The organism is Solibaculum intestinale (assembly GCF_040096205.1).
In the GTDB taxonomy this organism is placed as follows: domain Bacteria; phylum Bacillota; class Clostridia; order Oscillospirales; family Acutalibacteraceae; genus Solibaculum_A; species Solibaculum_A intestinale.
Genome location: NZ_JBBMFD010000028.1, coordinates 1 through 15,824, shown reverse-complemented (window position 1 = coordinate 15,824; position 15,824 = coordinate 1). Strand labels below are relative to the sequence as shown.

Genomic DNA, 15,824 nt, shown 5'->3' with positions numbered 1-15,824 from the left:
CGTTATGCCGCCCGTATTTCCCGGTCCATGCCGAATGGGACGGCGAGAAAGGAAGTGCCCCATGTCTTTTTCCGCATCGGTCAAGGAAGAGCTTTGTTCCCTGCCCTGCGATTCCCCGGCTTTGAGCAAAGCAGAATGCTACGGCCTGCTACTGTTCGGCCGTGCCTTTCAGGGAGAAAAAATCGCCCTGCTCACCGAAAACGAACACACCGCCCGCCGGTATCAGCAGATGACACAGGCGGTAACGGGTGTTCCCGTGACGGTAGAGGCGGTGGGCGGGCCGGCGGCCGGCCGGTTCCTGAACGCATCGGTGGAACAGGCGCAGGACCGGGAAGCGGCGCTGGGCTGCTTCGGCCACGCGCCAGGGCGGGTCAGCCTGCGCATCAACCGGGCGGTACTCGAAGAGGAAGGCTGCCCGGGCGCGTTCCTTCGGGGGGCGTTTCTATCCTGCGGGGCGCTGGCCGACCCGGAAAAGGAATATCATCTGGAGCTTTACGTTCCTTTCTATAACCTGGCCTGCGATCTGCAGCTGCTCTTGGCCGAATGCTCTTTGGCGGCGAAAATGATTCCGCGCAAGGGCGGTTATGTGCTATACTTTAAGGAAAGCGAGGCCATTGAGGATTTTCTGACCTTGACGGGAGCGGTCCAATCCGCCTTCTCCATCATGAACATCAAAATCTACAAGGACCTGCGCAACAACGCCAACCGCCGGCTTAACTGCGACAGCGCCAACATCGACAAGACCGTGGCCGCTGCCGCCGAGCAGATTGCGGACATCCGGCTGATTGCCGAAAAGAAAGGACTTTCGTCCCTGCCGGAGGATCTGATGGAGCTGGCCCGTCTGCGGCTGAATAACCCGGAGCTTTCCCTGCGGGAGCTGGGCGAACAGTTATCCGTGCCCATCAGCCGCTCAGGGGTCAACCACCGGCTCAGGCGGCTGCATACCATGGCGCTGGAGCTTCGGGAAAAATCGGACAAGCAGGAAAAAGGAAGGGAACGCCGATGAGCTTTTGCCATCTTCATGTTCATACCGAATATAGTTTGCTCGACGGCGCCTGCCGTATCGAGCAGCTGGCCGAGCGCGCCGCCGCCCTGGGGCAAAAGGCGGTGGCCATCACCGACCACGGCGTCATGTACGGCGCCGTGGATTTTTACCGTGCCTGCAAAAAGCACGGGGTCAAGCCCATCATCGGCTGCGAAGTCTACGTGGCGGCCCGTACCCGGTTCGACAAAGTCCACGGGTTTGACGACGAACGGTACCATCTGGTGCTTTTGTGCGAAAACGCCGTTGGGTACCAGAATCTCATCAAGCTGGTGTCCCTGGCCCATACGCAAGGATTTTATACAAAGCCGCGGGTGGACCGGGAACTTCTCGAACAGCATCACGAGGGGCTTATCTGCCTGTCCGCGTGCCTGGCGGGAGAAATCCCCCGGGCGCTTTTGCGCGGGGATTACGAGGGGGCGAAAAAGACCGCGCTGTGGTACCGGTCGGTTTTTGGCGAGGGCCGGTATTACCTCGAGATCCAGGATCACGGCATTCCCGAGCAGACCCGTATCCTGCCGGACCTTCTCCGTCTTTCCAAAGAAACCGGCATCCCGCTGGCGGCTACCAACGACGCCCACTACCTGACCAAAGAGGACAGCCGGATTCAAAACGTCCTTTTGTGCATCCAGCTCAACAAGACGGTGGGCGAGGAAACCGGGATGGGCTTTGAAACGGACGAGTTCTACCTCAAAAGCGAGGAGGAAATGCGGGCCCTCTTTCCTCAGGTCCCCGAAGCGATCGACAACACGGTAAAAATCGCCGAGCGGTGCCATTACGACTTTGAGTTCGGCCACACCCAGCTTCCTCATTTCGAAGCACCCGACGGGAAGGACAATTACGCCTATTTTGAGGAGCAGTGCTTTGCGGGGCTAAACCGTCTGTACGGGGAATCGCACGATCCCGCTTTGGATGAACGGCTACGTCACGAGCTGTCGGTCATCTCCACCATGGGGTACACCGATTATTACCTGATTGTGCATGACTTTGTCCAGTACGCCAAGGACCACGGCATACCGGTGGGGCCTGGGCGCGGCTCCGGCGCCGGGTCGTTGGCGGCCTATTGCATCGGCATTACCGGCATTGACCCCATCAGGTACAATCTGCTCTTTGAACGGTTTTTAAACCCGGAGCGGGTGTCCATGCCCGACTTTGACATTGACTTTTGCTACGAGCGCCGCCAGGAGGTCATCGACTATGTGGTGCGCAAGTACGGCGCGGACCATGTGGCCCAGATCGTCACCTTCGGGACTATGGCCTCCCGGGCGGCCATAAGGGACGTGGGCCGGGCCCTTGGAGTTCCCTACGCCACGGTGGACGGGGTGGCGAAGCTGGTACCCATGGAGCTGAAGATGACCATCGACCGGGCGCTCAATGTGTCAGCGGAGCTGAGAGTCCGCTATGAAAACGACACTCAGGTTCACGAGCTCATCGACACCGCCCGCAAGCTGGAAGGGATGCCGCGGCACGCCTCCACCCACGCGGCGGGGGTGGTCATCACCGCAAAGCCGGTGAGCGAATACGTCCCGCTTTCGAAAAACGACGAGGCGGTGGTCACCCAGTACACCATGACCACCTTGGAAGAGCTGGGCCTACTCAAAATGGATTTTCTGGGCCTTCGCAACCTGACCATCATCCACGACGCCTGCGAAATGATCCGGCGGCACACTCCGGATTTTGACATCAAGACAATCCCCACCGACGACAAGGATACGTTTAAAATGCTGGCTGCGGGGCACACAGACGGGGTATTCCAGTTCGAATCCGCCGGGATGCGTCAGGTGCTCGTGCGCTTGGGGCCCGTCTCGCTGGAAGACCTGATCGCCGTGATTTCCCTTTACCGGCCGGGACCTATGGAGTCCATCCCCACGTACATTGAAAACCGCCATCACCCCGACCACGTCACCTACCGTCATCCGGCCTTAAAGCCCATTCTGGACGTGACCAACGGCTGCCTGGTCTATCAGGAGCAGGTGATGCAGGTGTTCCGGGAGCTGGCGGGGTACTCCTTCGGCCGGGCGGACATTGTGCGCCGGGCCATGTCCAAGAAAAAGCACGACGTGATGGAGAAGGAGCGGCAGAATTTCATTCACGGCATTGTCCGGGAAGACGGCACGGTGGAATGCGACGGCTGCGTCCGCCGCGGCATCGACGAACGCACCGCCAACGCCATCTTTGACGACATGTCTTCCTTCGCCTCCTACGCCTTCAATAAATCCCACGCTGCCGCCTACGCGGTGGTAGCTTACCAGACGGCCTATTTAAAATGCCACTTTGCCAGGGAATACCTGGCCGCTTTGCTCACGAGCGTTCTGGACTCCTCCGCCAAAGTATCCGCTTACATCGCCGAATGCCAGCGGCTTTCCATCAGTGTCCTCCCCCCTTCCGTCAACGAAAGCTTCGCCGGGTTCACCGTATCCGGCAAAAATATCCGGTTCGGCCTGCTGGCGGTGCGCAATTTAGGCCGAAATTTTATACGGGAGGTTGAAGCGGACCGTGCCAAAAACGGACCGTATACGACTTTCTTCGACTTTTGCAGCCGGATGCACGGCCGGGATCTGAACCGCCGGGCCCTGGAAAGCCTCATCAAATGCGGAGCGCTGGACGGGCTGGACGCCAACCGGCGGCAGATGCTGATGGCCAGCGAGTCCATCCTCGACAACCTGGAGGCCGACCGGAGAAAGAATCTGGACGGACAGATGGGCCTTTTCGACCTGTTGGAGACGGGGCCTTCTTCACAAAGCAAGCCGGACCTGCCGGCGGTGGGAGACCTGACCGTCTCGGAAAAGCTTTCCATGGAGAAGGAAACCACGGGGCTATACCTGTCGGGGCACCCCATGGCGGAATACGCCCCCCTGGCCAGCCGGCTCAAGGCGGCGCGCATTGGGGATATTCTCGAGCAGGCAGGCGAACCGGGTACCGGCGGATATCAGGACGGGGCCAGGGTGACCCTTCTTGTCCTGATCCAAAGCATGAAGCTCAAAACCACCAAGAGCAACACCACCATGGCGTTTCTCACGGCGGAAGATTTATACGGCGCCATCGAAGTTATCGTGTTTCCGAAAACCCTCACCGAATACATGCCCCTTCTGCAGGAAGGAAAGGTGGTCCTGCTCAAAGGACGGGTCAGCGTGCGGGAGGACGAAGAGGCGAAGGTGGTATGCGAAAGTGTGGCGCCCGCTCCCGCCCCCGATGGTACCGTTCCGGCCCCTTCCCCCTCTTCCAGCGGGCGAAACGGCCTTTATTTGAAGATTGGTTCTCAAAAGGGAAAGATGTTTGAACGGGTGATGCAGATTACCTCCATTTTTGAAGGAACCACGCCCCTCTATCTCCATTTTACCGACACCAAAAAGACCATGCTGGCCCCCCGCATCTCCTGGGTCACTGTCAACGAGCCTATGCTTTGTGAGCTTCGGCGTATTTTGGGTGATTCCTGTGTCAAACTAAGAGAGTAAAGCCATTGTGCGTCCATGCGGGCGAGAGAAAAATCCATACGAAAACGATTGTCAGAAATTCTGCGCTGGTGTATAATAGCTAGTAAAGCGTTTTCTTTTTGCCCCCATTCATTTAAGACATGGACAAATTTTACATAGTTTTTACAGGAGGAATCATTCATGGCGGAAAAAACGATTGCGGTTCTGACCAGCGGCGGCGACGCGCCGGGCATGAACGCGGCAATTCGTGCGGTGGTGCGCACCGGTATTGTCAAAGGCTTCCGCGTGCTGGGCTTTATGCGCGGATACAATGGATTAATCAACGGCGATTACATGGAAATGAACCTGCGTTCCGTTTCCGATATCATTCATCGGGGCGGCACCATGCTGTATACGGCCCGCTCTCCCGAGTTCAAAACCGAGGAAGGCATACAAAAGGCCATCGAAACCTGCAAGGAAAACAACATCCAGGGCGTCGTGGTCGTGGGAGGCGACGGTTCCTTCCGCGGCGCGAGAGACCTGTCCCAGCGGGGAATCAACTGCATCGGCATCCCGGGCACCATTGACAACGATATTGCCTGCAGCGAGTATACTATCGGATTCGATACGGCGGTCAACACCTGCATGCAGGCGGTGGACCGTATCCGTGATACCGCCCAGTCTCACGACCGGTGCAGCGTGGTGGAAGTGATGGGCAACAACACCGGTCATCTGGCCCTGCACAGCGGCATCGGCTGCGGCGCCACCTGCATTCTGGTACCGGAAGTTCCCTATGATCTGAAAAAGGACGTGGTGGGCCGCATCCTCAGTTACCAGGGTACCGGCAAAAAGCATTTCATCATCGTGGTGGCGGAAGGCACCTGCAACACAAACGCCCTGGCTATTCAGATTCAGGCGCTGACCAACATCGAAACCAGAGAAACCGTTCTCGGCTATATTCAGCGGGGCGGCAGCCCCAACGCCAAGGATCGGGTGGTGGCAAGCCAGATGGGCTTTCGGGCAGTGGAGCTTTTGGCGCAGAACATCGGCAACCGCGTGATCGCCATGAAGGACGGGAAGATCCTCGATTACGACATCACCGAAGCGCTGGGTATGCAAAAGCCCTTTGAAATGGACCTTTACAATATGGCGCACGATATCAGCATCTAAATCAAAGCGAGATGCCCTTCGGCAAAAAGTCGAAGGGCATTTTTTAGATTTCCTGATGATGTGGATCTCTAAAAGGAGTTCATATCTATTGCAGTTCAAATTACCTTTTACGAGATGATAAGCTGGAGGTACTTGCATGATTATGCCGCCTGAACCAATTGAAGCCACGATGTTTGCCCCGTGTGGAATGAATTGCATGGTGTGCTACAAGCATTGCTGTCATAAGAAGCCGTGTGCGGGCTGTTTCAAAAGTGATGTGGATAAGCCGGAGCATTGCCGCAAGTGCAAGATCAAAATCTGCGCCAAGGAAAAAGCCGTTGCGTATTGCTATGAATGCACGGAATATCCGTGCGCACTCATAAAGCACCTGGAAAGAAGTTATACCACCCGGTATGGGGCAAGTCTGATGGGAAATAGCCGATATGTAAGAGAAAATGGGTTGGCCGCATTTATGGAACAGCAAAAGAAGACATTTACATGTCCAAAATGCGGGGGCGTTGTTTCCATCCATGATTCGCGGTGCAGCGAATGCCAGCGGCGGGTTTAGCTTCCAAAAAATGCTTTGCGGACACACTACTCGTTTTCCAGGTACAACGCTTAAAAAACAAGGCGGAACGCAGATGCGTCCCGCCTTGTTCCATTGTACCGAAATACTGCTTTTGCCTTCTTATTTCGCCAAGACCTCTTTTAGGTAAGCCGCCATTTCGTCGCACTTGCAGTTTGCAAAGAAATACTCCTGGAACCGCTCGCCGCTGATGGCCGCCTTCAGGAAATCCTGGTCGATGTTCTTAAGGATGGTCATCATGTCCTGATAGGTGATCTTCTTCACATCGTCGAGAATGCGCTTGTTGCGCTGCTCGGGCACGGCACGCTCCTTGGGATAGCCCTGGCCGCTCTCCCCTTCGAACAGCTTCTCAAACACGTACTGGAGGTTAAGCTCCGCGCCCCAGCCGAAACCCTTGGCGAAGGGCAGCGCAACGGCGTTGCCGTCGTTGATCTGGGCGAACATATACGCATCCGACGGGTCTACAATCAGACCGCAGATGACGTTCGGGAAGGAGTTGCAGGCAAGCATAGCGCCCGAACCAGTGCCGCAGCCGGTTACCACAAAGTCTGCCGCGCCGGAATTAAGCAGGATACCGGCCAGCAGGCCTTCCTGCACATAGGTCAGCTGGGCCGCGTCGTCAGCCGTGTACATGCCGTAGTTGAACACCTGATGGCCCATGGGCTCCACGACGCCTTTGAGGGTGTTATAAATCAGTTCGTTCTTCGCCGCCTGGCTGTTTTCATTGATCAGAGCAATTTTCATCGCACTAGCCTCACTTTTCTAAATATTCGATTGCTTTCATTATAGTAGAAATCCGCCGTTTGTCAACCGAGTCCGGTGGGAAAGAAGCCGACATTGCGGACTCGAAAAAAAGGAAGGGCAGCCCTCTCGCTGCCCTCCCGGTTTCTTTTTTAAGCCGTTTCGATGCTGTCGTCCGCCTGGAGCTTGAGCTTTTTAACCGCGTCCTCCCGCATTTTGTACTTGAGGATTTTGCCCGCTGCGTTCATCGGGAAACCGTCCACAAAGTCCACATAGCGGGGAGTCTTGTGCTTGGCCATGTGGGAAGCCACGTACTCCTTGAGCTCGGCCTCGGTCATCTCCTCGCCCGCTTTCAACACCACGCAGGCCATGATTTCCTCGCCGTACTGCTTGTCCGGCACGCCGATGACCTGCACGTCGGAAACCTTCGGATGGGTATAGATAAAGTCCTCGATCTCCTTGGGGTAGATGTTTTCTCCGCCGCGAATGATCATGTCCTTAATGCGGCCGGTGATCTTATAGTTGCCGTTTTCATCCCGGCGAGCCAAATCTCCCGTATGCAGCCAGCCGTTTTCATCGATGGCGGCAGCGGTGGCGTTGGGCATCTTATAGTAGCCTTTCATGATGTTGTAGCCCCTGGCTACGAACTCCCCGTCCACATTGTCGGGCAGGTCCTCCCCGGTTTCAGGGTCCACGATCTTGCATTCCACGCCGAACATAGCCCCTCCCACCGTATGCACTCGGTCTTCCAGGGAATCGGTGGTCTTGCTCATGGTACAGCCGGGGGAAGCCTCGGTCTGGCCATAGGTAATGCAGATTTCATCCATGTGCATCTTTTCGATGACATCCTGCATCACCTTGATCGGGCAGGGGCTGCCCGCCATGATGCCGGTGCGCATATGGCTGAAATCGGTCTTCTCGAAGTTCTCATGCTCGAGCATGGCGATGAACATGGTGGGAACGCCGTGGAAGGCGGTGATTTGCTCACGGTTGATGCAGTCGAGTCCCTTGCGGGGCGAGAAGGCGGTGATGGGGCACATGGTGGTGCCGTGGGTCATAGAGGCGGTCATGGCGAGCACCATGCCGAAGCAATGGAACATAGGAACCTGAATCATCATCTTATCGGCAGTGGACAGATCCATGCAGTCCCCAATGGCTTTGCCGTTGTTGACCACGTTATAATGGGTGAGCATGACGCCCTTGGGGAACCCGGTGGTGCCGGAGGTATACTGCATGTTGCACACGTCGTGCTTGTCGATCATAGCAGCGCGCTGGTATACCTGCTCCAGCGGCACCTTTTCGGCAAGTTCCATGGCCTCCTGCCAGGTATAACAGCCCTTCTGGCTGGAATCCACCGTGATGATGTTGCGTAAAAACGGCAGCCGGCGCAGATAGAGAGGCTTGCCCTTCTGGGCCGTTTCCAGCTCGGGGCAGAGCTCCTTGATGATCTGCACATAGTTTGAATCCTTGTAGCCGTCGATCATCACAAGCGTATGGGCGTCCGACTGGCGAAGCAGATATTCCGCTTCATGAATTTTATAGGCCGTGTTTACTGTGACCAGCACCGCGCCGATTTTGGTGGTGGCCCAGAAGGTAATATACCACTGGGGCACGTTGGTAGCCCAAATGGCTACGTGGTCCCCTGGCTTTACGCCCATGGCGATCAGCGCCTGGGCGAAGGTGTCCACATCGTCGCGGAATTCCGAATAGGTGCGGGTATAGTCAAGCTCGGTATAGCGAAACGCATACTGATCTGGGAATTCCTCCACCATCCGGTCGAGAACCTGGGGGAAGGTTAAGTCAATCAAGTGCTCCTTAGGCCAGACATATTTGCCGGTTTTACGGTTGTTGTCCTGCAGGTGCGGGCGTACGTTTTCCCCTTCCAGGTATTGCTCCATAAAATGAGCGAACTGAGGGAACACAATGCCCGGGTTTTCTAGGTCCGGAGCATACCGCTTGACCCATTCGATGGTCACATACCCTTCAAAATTGATGGACCGCAACGCGCGGATAATCGCGTCCATGGGCAGGTCTCCTTCGCCCATCATGCGGTAGCTCACCTTGCCGTCTAGCATTACCGAGTCTTTGATATGGGTATGCTTGATGTATGCGCCCAGGTTTTGCACCGTCTGCTCCGGGCTTTCCCCAGCAAAGCGATAAGGATGATGAATGTCCCACAGCGCCGCCACACGGTCGCTGCAAATCTGATCGAGCAGGCGGCACAGGCGGGTGGTATCGGCATAGACGCCGTTCGTTTCCACAAGGAGAGTGACGTTCTTTTCCTCCGCATAAGGGACCAGCCGCTTGAGCGCCGCGAGCACGACCTCGTCGTCCACCTCGTCCACCGGGGCGGCGGTCAGGTCGCCGAGCACCCGGATGTACGGGGTACCAAGCCGGGCTGCTAAATCGATATACTGCCGGATTTCCCCAATGGTTTCCTCGATGCGGTCGGCGAAGCGCAGCGCGCAGCCGGAAGACAAACAGGGAATTTCCAAATGCAGCTTTTCAAGCTGACGGGTGGTTTCCTCGATATTTTCCTTCAAAAAGGGCTTAGCCTTCACGGCGAAGATTTCCTCGCCCAGGCCTCGCACCTCGATACCGCGAAACCCGAAATCCTTTGCCATCGAATAAATGTCCGGCCAGTCAAAATCCGGACAGCCGATTGTGGAAAATGCAAGTTTCATGATTGTTCTCCTTCCAGGTAACACCGATTCCAACGATAACAAAGAACGCCCCCATCTCCGTCAATCAGCAAGAGAAAGAAGCGTGCTCGCTTTGCACCGGTTCGTTTACGCGGTGCGAAACCACCCGGAGTTCGTATGTTTTTGGCACCGTCCGGGCAGATCATTAGGAATCAGTATAGCATATTCTCTTTTTTTCGTAAATCTTTTTTCCTCATTTGATTTCCACTTTCCGCAATCTATACAAAATGGTTCCGGATTTCCCGTCGATTCAAACAATTTCGCAGGGGAACATCCCATAGAAACAACCCGGGCCCACAGCCCTTTCAGGCTGTAGGCCCGGGTCTTTCAATTATACCGCCGCAAAGCAACGGTTTACCGTTGGATTACCGGGTCAGACGGAAGCTTACCGTCTCGCCGGAATCTACGAAGGCACGGTCCGCACCCGCCATGTTTACATGCAGAGTGCGCTGGCCTACGGTGCCCAAAGACATACGGATGGTCCAGATGCGAACGCCGTTTTCATCTACATAGCTGCAGGTGGACGCAAGGCCCGCTCCAGACTCGTTGAACAGCGCCACTCTCGTTACCGCCGTGGAGGTCTTGATGGTGAATTCCATCGGGCTGTTAATCTTCCCGACTTTCGCATAGGTCGCGGAAATCACCTTGGCTTCCACTTCCGGATCCGCCTCAGGTGCCACCGGAGTGTTGGTCACCTTGAAGCTGATGGTAGCGTCAGTTGCCACGAACTCTTCGCCTTCGCCCGCCGCCAGAACGGTCAGGGTACGGCTGCCCAGAGAACCCAGAGCCAAGGTCAAAGTGAAGGTCTTATATCCGTCGGCATGAATAACCGGCGCATCGCCGCCGGAAGTGACCAGGCCATAGCCCGCTTCACTTTGCAGTCCAACCCGTTCCACACCTGCCGGTGCATTCACGGTAACGGTGATGGTCTCGTTGGGCTGATAAACGGCTTTGTCTGCCTGAGCGGCGGCGTCTGCCTTCCAAACCGCTTCCAGGGTGATGTCGGACGTAATCGGAGTAGCAAAGTCGAACTTCTCGCCATTGAGCGCCCAGTACTGGAAAGTGAAGCCTTCCTTCACCGGGATAGTGGCGGGCTCAGTAGCCGTCTTGCCGTCCGCTACGCTCTGGTAGAAGTAAGTGCCAAGCTCCTCTGTCGGGACAGAGCCGCGCGGATTCTCTTCCTCTGCCTGGGCAACCACGTTGCTGCCGCCCATGGAATCGAAGGTCACGGTGCGCTCGGTCACATCGTCGCTTCTTCCGGAGATGTCACGGATGACGGTGGACGGGAAGTCGAACGAATAGCCGGGGAACAGGTTCGTGAACACAATGCCCTTGACTTCCGCAACCAGGGGGCCGGAAACCGGTTCTCTGGGCCGGATGGTGATGCCTACCTTATGCACCGCATCGTTATCGGTGACTTCGATATCACAGGGCACGCCGTTCAAGGTGATGGAATATTCTTTCGCAAGGGAAACGCGGGTCTTAAACAGCAGAACGTATCTGCCGTTGTTGCAGGGATTGCCGGTATTCAGACGTGCCGTCTGGTCGTCTCGTTCCACGTCGATGGTGGCGCCCCACAGATCAGCGGGAGCGTTGTCCAAGGTGAAATCCGAATTGACATCGTCAAGGGAAACGACCTTGATATCAGTCTTAAAGCCAGTTGCCGGATCGTCGCCCTCAAAATAAGCGGTAACGTAATAGGTCTTGTCAAGATCGGCCATTACATTTTCGAACATGGCCTTGTTGTTAATCACTTCTTTGGTTTCGGTCAGGACGCCGTCGATAAAGAGGCTGGCACAGATCTTCTTGTTGGCCTCATTGACCGCACGGATGGTGACCGGAATGTTGGAATTCTGTCCGTCCACGATGTTCTTGACGCTGCGAAGCCCGGATACCTGATCGGGAGAACCGGGCGCACGGATGGTATCCCACGCAGGATCGGGGGTGTAGGGAACGGTTTTGAAATCCTTCTCCGCTTCGATGTCGCGGAAATTGTAGTCGCAGAATTCGATCAGGCTCTGGACATCTTCATTGGCCATATAGTGGCCGCCGTCACGGGGACGGATGCCAAGCTTATCGCCGACACCCAGATAATCATACACTCTGGACGCCTCGTAATAGCCAACATACATGGCCTCATGGTTGCACCACCAGTCATTGATGCCGAAGGTGAGCAGCGTCGCTCTCGGAGCCAGGGCTGCGACCAGCTCATGATGGTCGTAGGGCAGGTATTTGGGATCGGAATATTCCTTGGTGATCTCGCTGTAATTGTCGCAGAACCAGTAACCGAACCGACCCTGCAGGTCCCGCATGATTTCTGTGGTCTCAGTGGGCTTGCCCGGCATATGGGGGATCATGTTACCAGGAACGATTGTCCCATCGTCGGAGGTGGAAGATTTTCCGAACTCGGGCCAAGGCGGGATAGGATACACGTTGTCTTCCAAATCGGAAGCAACCCGGTAGGTGCCCGCGCCGCCCGCGCCGGAGGAGGCCAGATGGATCACATCAAAGCGGTCGTCGTAGAGACCGGCCGCCAAGGCGGTCTTTCCGAATCGGGACAAGCCAGTGATGGCTACTTTGGAAGCGTCAGCCCCGTCTACGGCACCCTCTTCCAGCACGTCGAGCACGCGGCTCGCGCCCCAGGACCAAGCGCAGATGGTACCGACCTGAGATTCCTCATAGGGATACAGATCGCCGAACGCACCCTCCTTGGTGGGGTTATCTGCAGCCACTTCCCCTGTGTTCAGGGTGACAACAACGTATCCAGCCTGTGCAATGGTCTGGATGTTGGAGCCCATGATGCTCCATCCAAAAACGATAACCACCGGATAGGAGCCCTCAGCCGATGGCTTTACAACGCTAGCGGTAAACGGCCTTGCAGTCTTATCGCCATTTTTGACGTTGATGGTCAGTGTCGCGCTCTGAGTTTTGGTGGCGTCGTCCGCCGTCCAGTCGCTCAGCGTATGGGAAATTTTCTCGCCGCTGGTATCCGGCATGACGCCATACTCATAGAACATGGCGAGCTGCTTGATTTCTTCCGCTCTCTTGTCCCATTCTTCCGTACTGGTTACCTTGCTGCCGTCCAAAAACTGGAACGGATCCGGAAGAAATTCATCATAAACTTCCAAATCGGCAGGCTCTGGGAAAGCAGTGGTCGGAGCGGCCGAAATGCTCATGGGCAACGCCGCCAGCAGCATGGTACACGCCAACAAGACCGAAATCAGCATCTTTGCACGGCTTTTGTTCTTCTTCATCTTTCGTTCTCCTTCTTTCTTCCTAAAAAATGAATACGCTATGGCTTATTACCCCCCAGTGGCTTCATTCCCCCTTTCGTGGTAATCTGCATTCATAACGATGTGCACGCTTCGGTTTGCCTGAAATGAATGAATTATCGGCCGATGGATAGAATCTTTATCGATACGGCACAACATTATCGCTTTCTACAAATAGGCGCACATCATTTGCGCATTTATTTTATCATATTTATGGAAATAATAGATTGCAATTAAGGTTCACAATATTGCATATATCGCGATTATTAGATATTTTTTCTATAGTTTTATCAAAAATAGGAATTTTTTTGGTTGATAAAATGATGATATTCAGCCAAAGCGTATCTTCACATCAATTTTTAAAACGGTAAAGAGCCCCGTAACCTGTTTCACATATGCTGGTTTCAATAAAAAGCGGAAGCTTGTGACACAATCACGAGCTTCCGTTTTTACCGCAGGTTCTCCGCGCAAACGCAGTATTCTGGTAAGAAATAGACTCCCCATGTCCGGACCTTTGAGAAGAGCATCTGCCAGACGGCAATAGCTACCCTGAGCGAGTCTCTTGGCTCTAGAAGAATTTCCAGAAAGCCGCCGGTAAATTCCCGGCTGTCGAAAAGCCCGCGCAGGTAAACGCCCATCACGTTAGGGAAAGCAGCGCCGCGCAAAACGCTGCAATACCCAAAACCGGTACGCCCTTCCTTTCGAAGAACTCAAAAACATATCCGGCGTTTCCCAGCACACGGTAATGAGCGCAATCCCATTTCCTGCCGAAAACCATCGCTCCCATATCTGTGCCGGTCTCCCGGCCTGAACTCACCCTATCTGCTTTACCTAACCCGGCTCAGCGGGCGGTGCTGGGATCTGCATCGCCTTTTCAAAGCATCCTTCCTTCTTATGGTGACCGGAGGAACTGCTGTGGATTTTCACCGCATTTCTTTTTTATACCCGGTCAAAAAAACCGTAACGCAAATCGGATTGTTCTAACATGTCTCACTCGGAAGCTCATCGTCCAAAAAACAGCTTGGGCCGTACGAAAAAAGGCCGCAACGCACCTGCGAACTTTCGAAACAAAGCAGAGACTCCTTTCTGCTGCAGGCGCTGCCACAGACCAGCGTTTCGTAGACTATCCGCCTTCCTTCATTCGGATACCGCTGGGGCGGTATCCGTTTTCGAGATAGAAGCGTCTGCGCCTTTCGCGCTGTTCTCGATTGGCGGCAGATTGATCCTGCGCCTTGATATTCAAAAGCAGCCGGTGATTTGGATAAGTATCACGAATCCAACGGAGGATCTGCGTACCATAGCCTTTGGATCAGAGCGTCCCGTTCATTGCCAGATACCAAACAACCGTAAGGCTGCCATAGGTAATAAAATAGGTAAATCCCGCAAACACCGCTGCGTCAAAGAACGGGAAGAAATCCGCATCCTGTCGTTTAGCCTTCTGCAAAAGGAATTACAGGGGAATTCGTTCTTCCTTGGGAAACGCTTTAAAATAGAGTGACTGTACGGCAGAGATAAGTTCCAAATCTTTAGTCACCGGTTGCATTCGCAGCATATGCGGCTTCCTTTCCTGCAAACCGTCCGATTGCCTCTTCCCTGACAAGGCCTTCAAGCAAAAAGGTTGTGCATATTTGGGAACCATAACCTCCTGACTAAGAAACCTGGCACAGTGCCGGGCAAAAACAGGGCTTACTTTCACATCAGATTCTACGCAAATATCCGTGCGTTTTCCTGATTCTTTTCATTGGGATGCTTTTTTGCAATTCCGCCGATTTTTCCAAACACGCCAAAGGTGCCATAACCCCTGCATTGGAAGCTGCCCAGACAGGACACGCCCTTTGCCTTTAGTGCTTTTTTGGCGTCTTTCGCGTAGTCCCGATATCCAACCCCACACGTATTCACAAGAAATGCCTTTTGTTTTTATTTTAGTAAAATATTCAAATACATTTACCAGCTACTACTGATATTTCTGTCTATAACGCAATTTTTAAAAGTCTAAAGGATAATCTAATAATCTGAGAGGGTAAGATATGAGTGAACGATTACTTAAGGAATTTGTACTCAATGCGTTATTAACTCAAGATTCCTTTGGCTCTCTAAACAATGAAGGTATCTCTGTATCAGCAACAACGGATTATGCACCTATAAATAGGGTGGTTCAAGCTGATTTTAGCCCCCGGGTATGGAATGATGCCATAAGTATGTCATCAGTGTATACTGCCCTATATTGCATTGAAAACACAATCAGGAATTTTATTGTAGAAAGAATGTCAGAACGGTATGGTATAGATTGGTGGGAATGTAAGGTTCCTAAAAAATAAAGGATTCCGTTAATAATTTAAAAAAGCAGGAAGAAAAAAATAAATATCATTCAAATAGGTCATCGACAGAAATCGGTTACACTATGTTAGGCAATCTAGGGCAAATCATTATTGCGAATTGGGATGATTTTTCAGATATAATTCCTAATCAAGCATGGTTAACTTCAAGAATGGATAATATTGAAATGTCTCGTAATATCATAATGCATACAGGGGTTTTACCAATAGATGAGATTGAGAGAATTGAAAGTATCGTGCGTGATCTGCTTAGACAAATTGGGTGAAATAAATATGAAGCAATTTAAATCCTTAATATCCCTCATACTATCATTGAAGCTAATGTAGAATGGGGGTGAGACTACGGACAAGCAGGTACATACTTTCGAGGACACAATGTTGACGATTAAGGATTTGCAGACGATATTTAACTGCGGCAAGCGGCAGACTTATGAATTGCTCCGCGTTCCCGGCTTTCCCGCGATGAAGCTGGGAGGGAAATATCTGATTAGTGCAAAAGCCTTGGATAGCTGGATACAGAAGAACACAGGAAAGACGATTATCAAATGAAAGCAGGGTGGCAGGCCAATCGGCCTGAGATCGG

General features: G+C 53.8%; 11 protein-coding genes. 8 read left to right on the top strand and 3 right to left on the bottom strand.

All coding sequences use genetic code 11. The features are described 5' to 3' along the window. The first annotated feature begins 61 nt into the window (after positions 1 to 61). The 4 genes from whiA to WMO26_RS11860 all read left to right on the top strand — a co-directional run bounded on the left by whiA (position 62) and on the right by WMO26_RS11860 (position 6,172). Positions 62 to 1,006: a DNA-binding protein WhiA gene (whiA, locus tag WMO26_RS11875; RefSeq protein WP_349220664.1), complete on the top strand. Its 945-nt coding sequence runs from the start codon at positions 62 to 64 to the stop codon at positions 1,004 to 1,006. Next, on the top strand, positions 1,003 to 4,497 hold the full coding sequence (locus WMO26_RS11870; RefSeq protein WP_349220662.1) for a DNA polymerase III subunit alpha: 3,495 nt from the start codon (positions 1,003 to 1,005) through the stop codon (positions 4,495 to 4,497). The genes whiA and WMO26_RS11870 overlap by 4 nt, the downstream gene beginning before the upstream one ends. A gap of 159 nt (positions 4,498 to 4,656) precedes the next feature. Continuing rightward, positions 4,657 to 5,625 carry a 6-phosphofructokinase gene (gene pfkA, locus WMO26_RS11865; protein WP_349220660.1) on the top strand — a complete coding sequence of 323 codons (969 nt, stop codon included), beginning with the start codon at positions 4,657 to 4,659 and terminating at the stop codon, positions 5,623 to 5,625. A gap of 136 nt (positions 5,626 to 5,761) precedes the next feature. Next, positions 5,762 to 6,172, top strand: a complete 411-nt coding sequence (locus WMO26_RS11860; RefSeq protein WP_349220659.1) for a DUF3795 domain-containing protein — start codon at positions 5,762 to 5,764, stop codon at positions 6,170 to 6,172. 120 nt (positions 6,173 to 6,292) lie between these two features. Here the strand turns inward: WMO26_RS11860 and WMO26_RS11855 are convergent, their stop codons facing one another. The 3 genes from WMO26_RS11855 to WMO26_RS11845 all read right to left on the bottom strand — a co-directional run bounded on the left by WMO26_RS11855 (position 6,293) and on the right by WMO26_RS11845 (position 12,887). After that, on the bottom strand, positions 6,293 to 6,934 hold the full coding sequence (locus tag WMO26_RS11855; RefSeq protein WP_349220657.1) for an RpiB/LacA/LacB family sugar-phosphate isomerase: 642 nt from the start codon (positions 6,932 to 6,934) through the stop codon (positions 6,293 to 6,295). Positions 6,935 to 7,083: 149 nt separating this feature from the next. Then, positions 7,084 to 9,615, bottom strand: a complete 2,532-nt coding sequence (locus tag WMO26_RS11850; protein ID WP_349220655.1) for an AMP-binding protein — start codon at positions 9,613 to 9,615, stop codon at positions 7,084 to 7,086. 383 nt (positions 9,616 to 9,998) lie between these two features. Continuing rightward, positions 9,999 to 12,887 (bottom strand): glucuronyl esterase domain-containing protein, encoded by a 2,889-nt coding sequence (locus WMO26_RS11845; protein WP_349220653.1) that lies wholly within the window; start codon positions 12,885 to 12,887, stop codon positions 9,999 to 10,001. A 1,003-nt stretch (positions 12,888 to 13,890) separates the two neighbouring features. Here WMO26_RS11845 and WMO26_RS11840 point away from each other — a divergent pair. The 4 genes from WMO26_RS11840 to WMO26_RS13650 all read left to right on the top strand — a co-directional run bounded on the left by WMO26_RS11840 (position 13,891) and on the right by WMO26_RS13650 (position 15,790). After that, on the top strand, positions 13,891 to 14,403 hold the full coding sequence (locus WMO26_RS11840; protein WP_349220651.1) for a hypothetical protein: 513 nt from the start codon (positions 13,891 to 13,893) through the stop codon (positions 14,401 to 14,403). Between the two features lie 529 nt (positions 14,404 to 14,932). After that, a complete protein-coding gene (locus tag WMO26_RS11835; RefSeq protein WP_349220650.1) occupies positions 14,933 to 15,223 on the top strand; it encodes a hypothetical protein in 291 nt (96 codons plus the stop codon). Positions 15,224 to 15,306: 83 nt separating this feature from the next. After that, positions 15,307 to 15,507 (top strand): hypothetical protein, encoded by a 201-nt coding sequence (locus tag WMO26_RS11830; RefSeq protein ID WP_494338192.1) that lies wholly within the window; start codon positions 15,307 to 15,309, stop codon positions 15,505 to 15,507. 109 nt (positions 15,508 to 15,616) lie between these two features. After that, positions 15,617 to 15,790 carry a helix-turn-helix domain-containing protein gene (locus tag WMO26_RS13650; RefSeq protein ID WP_353963373.1) on the top strand — a complete coding sequence of 58 codons (174 nt, stop codon included), beginning with the start codon at positions 15,617 to 15,619 and terminating at the stop codon, positions 15,788 to 15,790. Positions 15,791 to 15,824 lie beyond the last annotated feature (34 nt).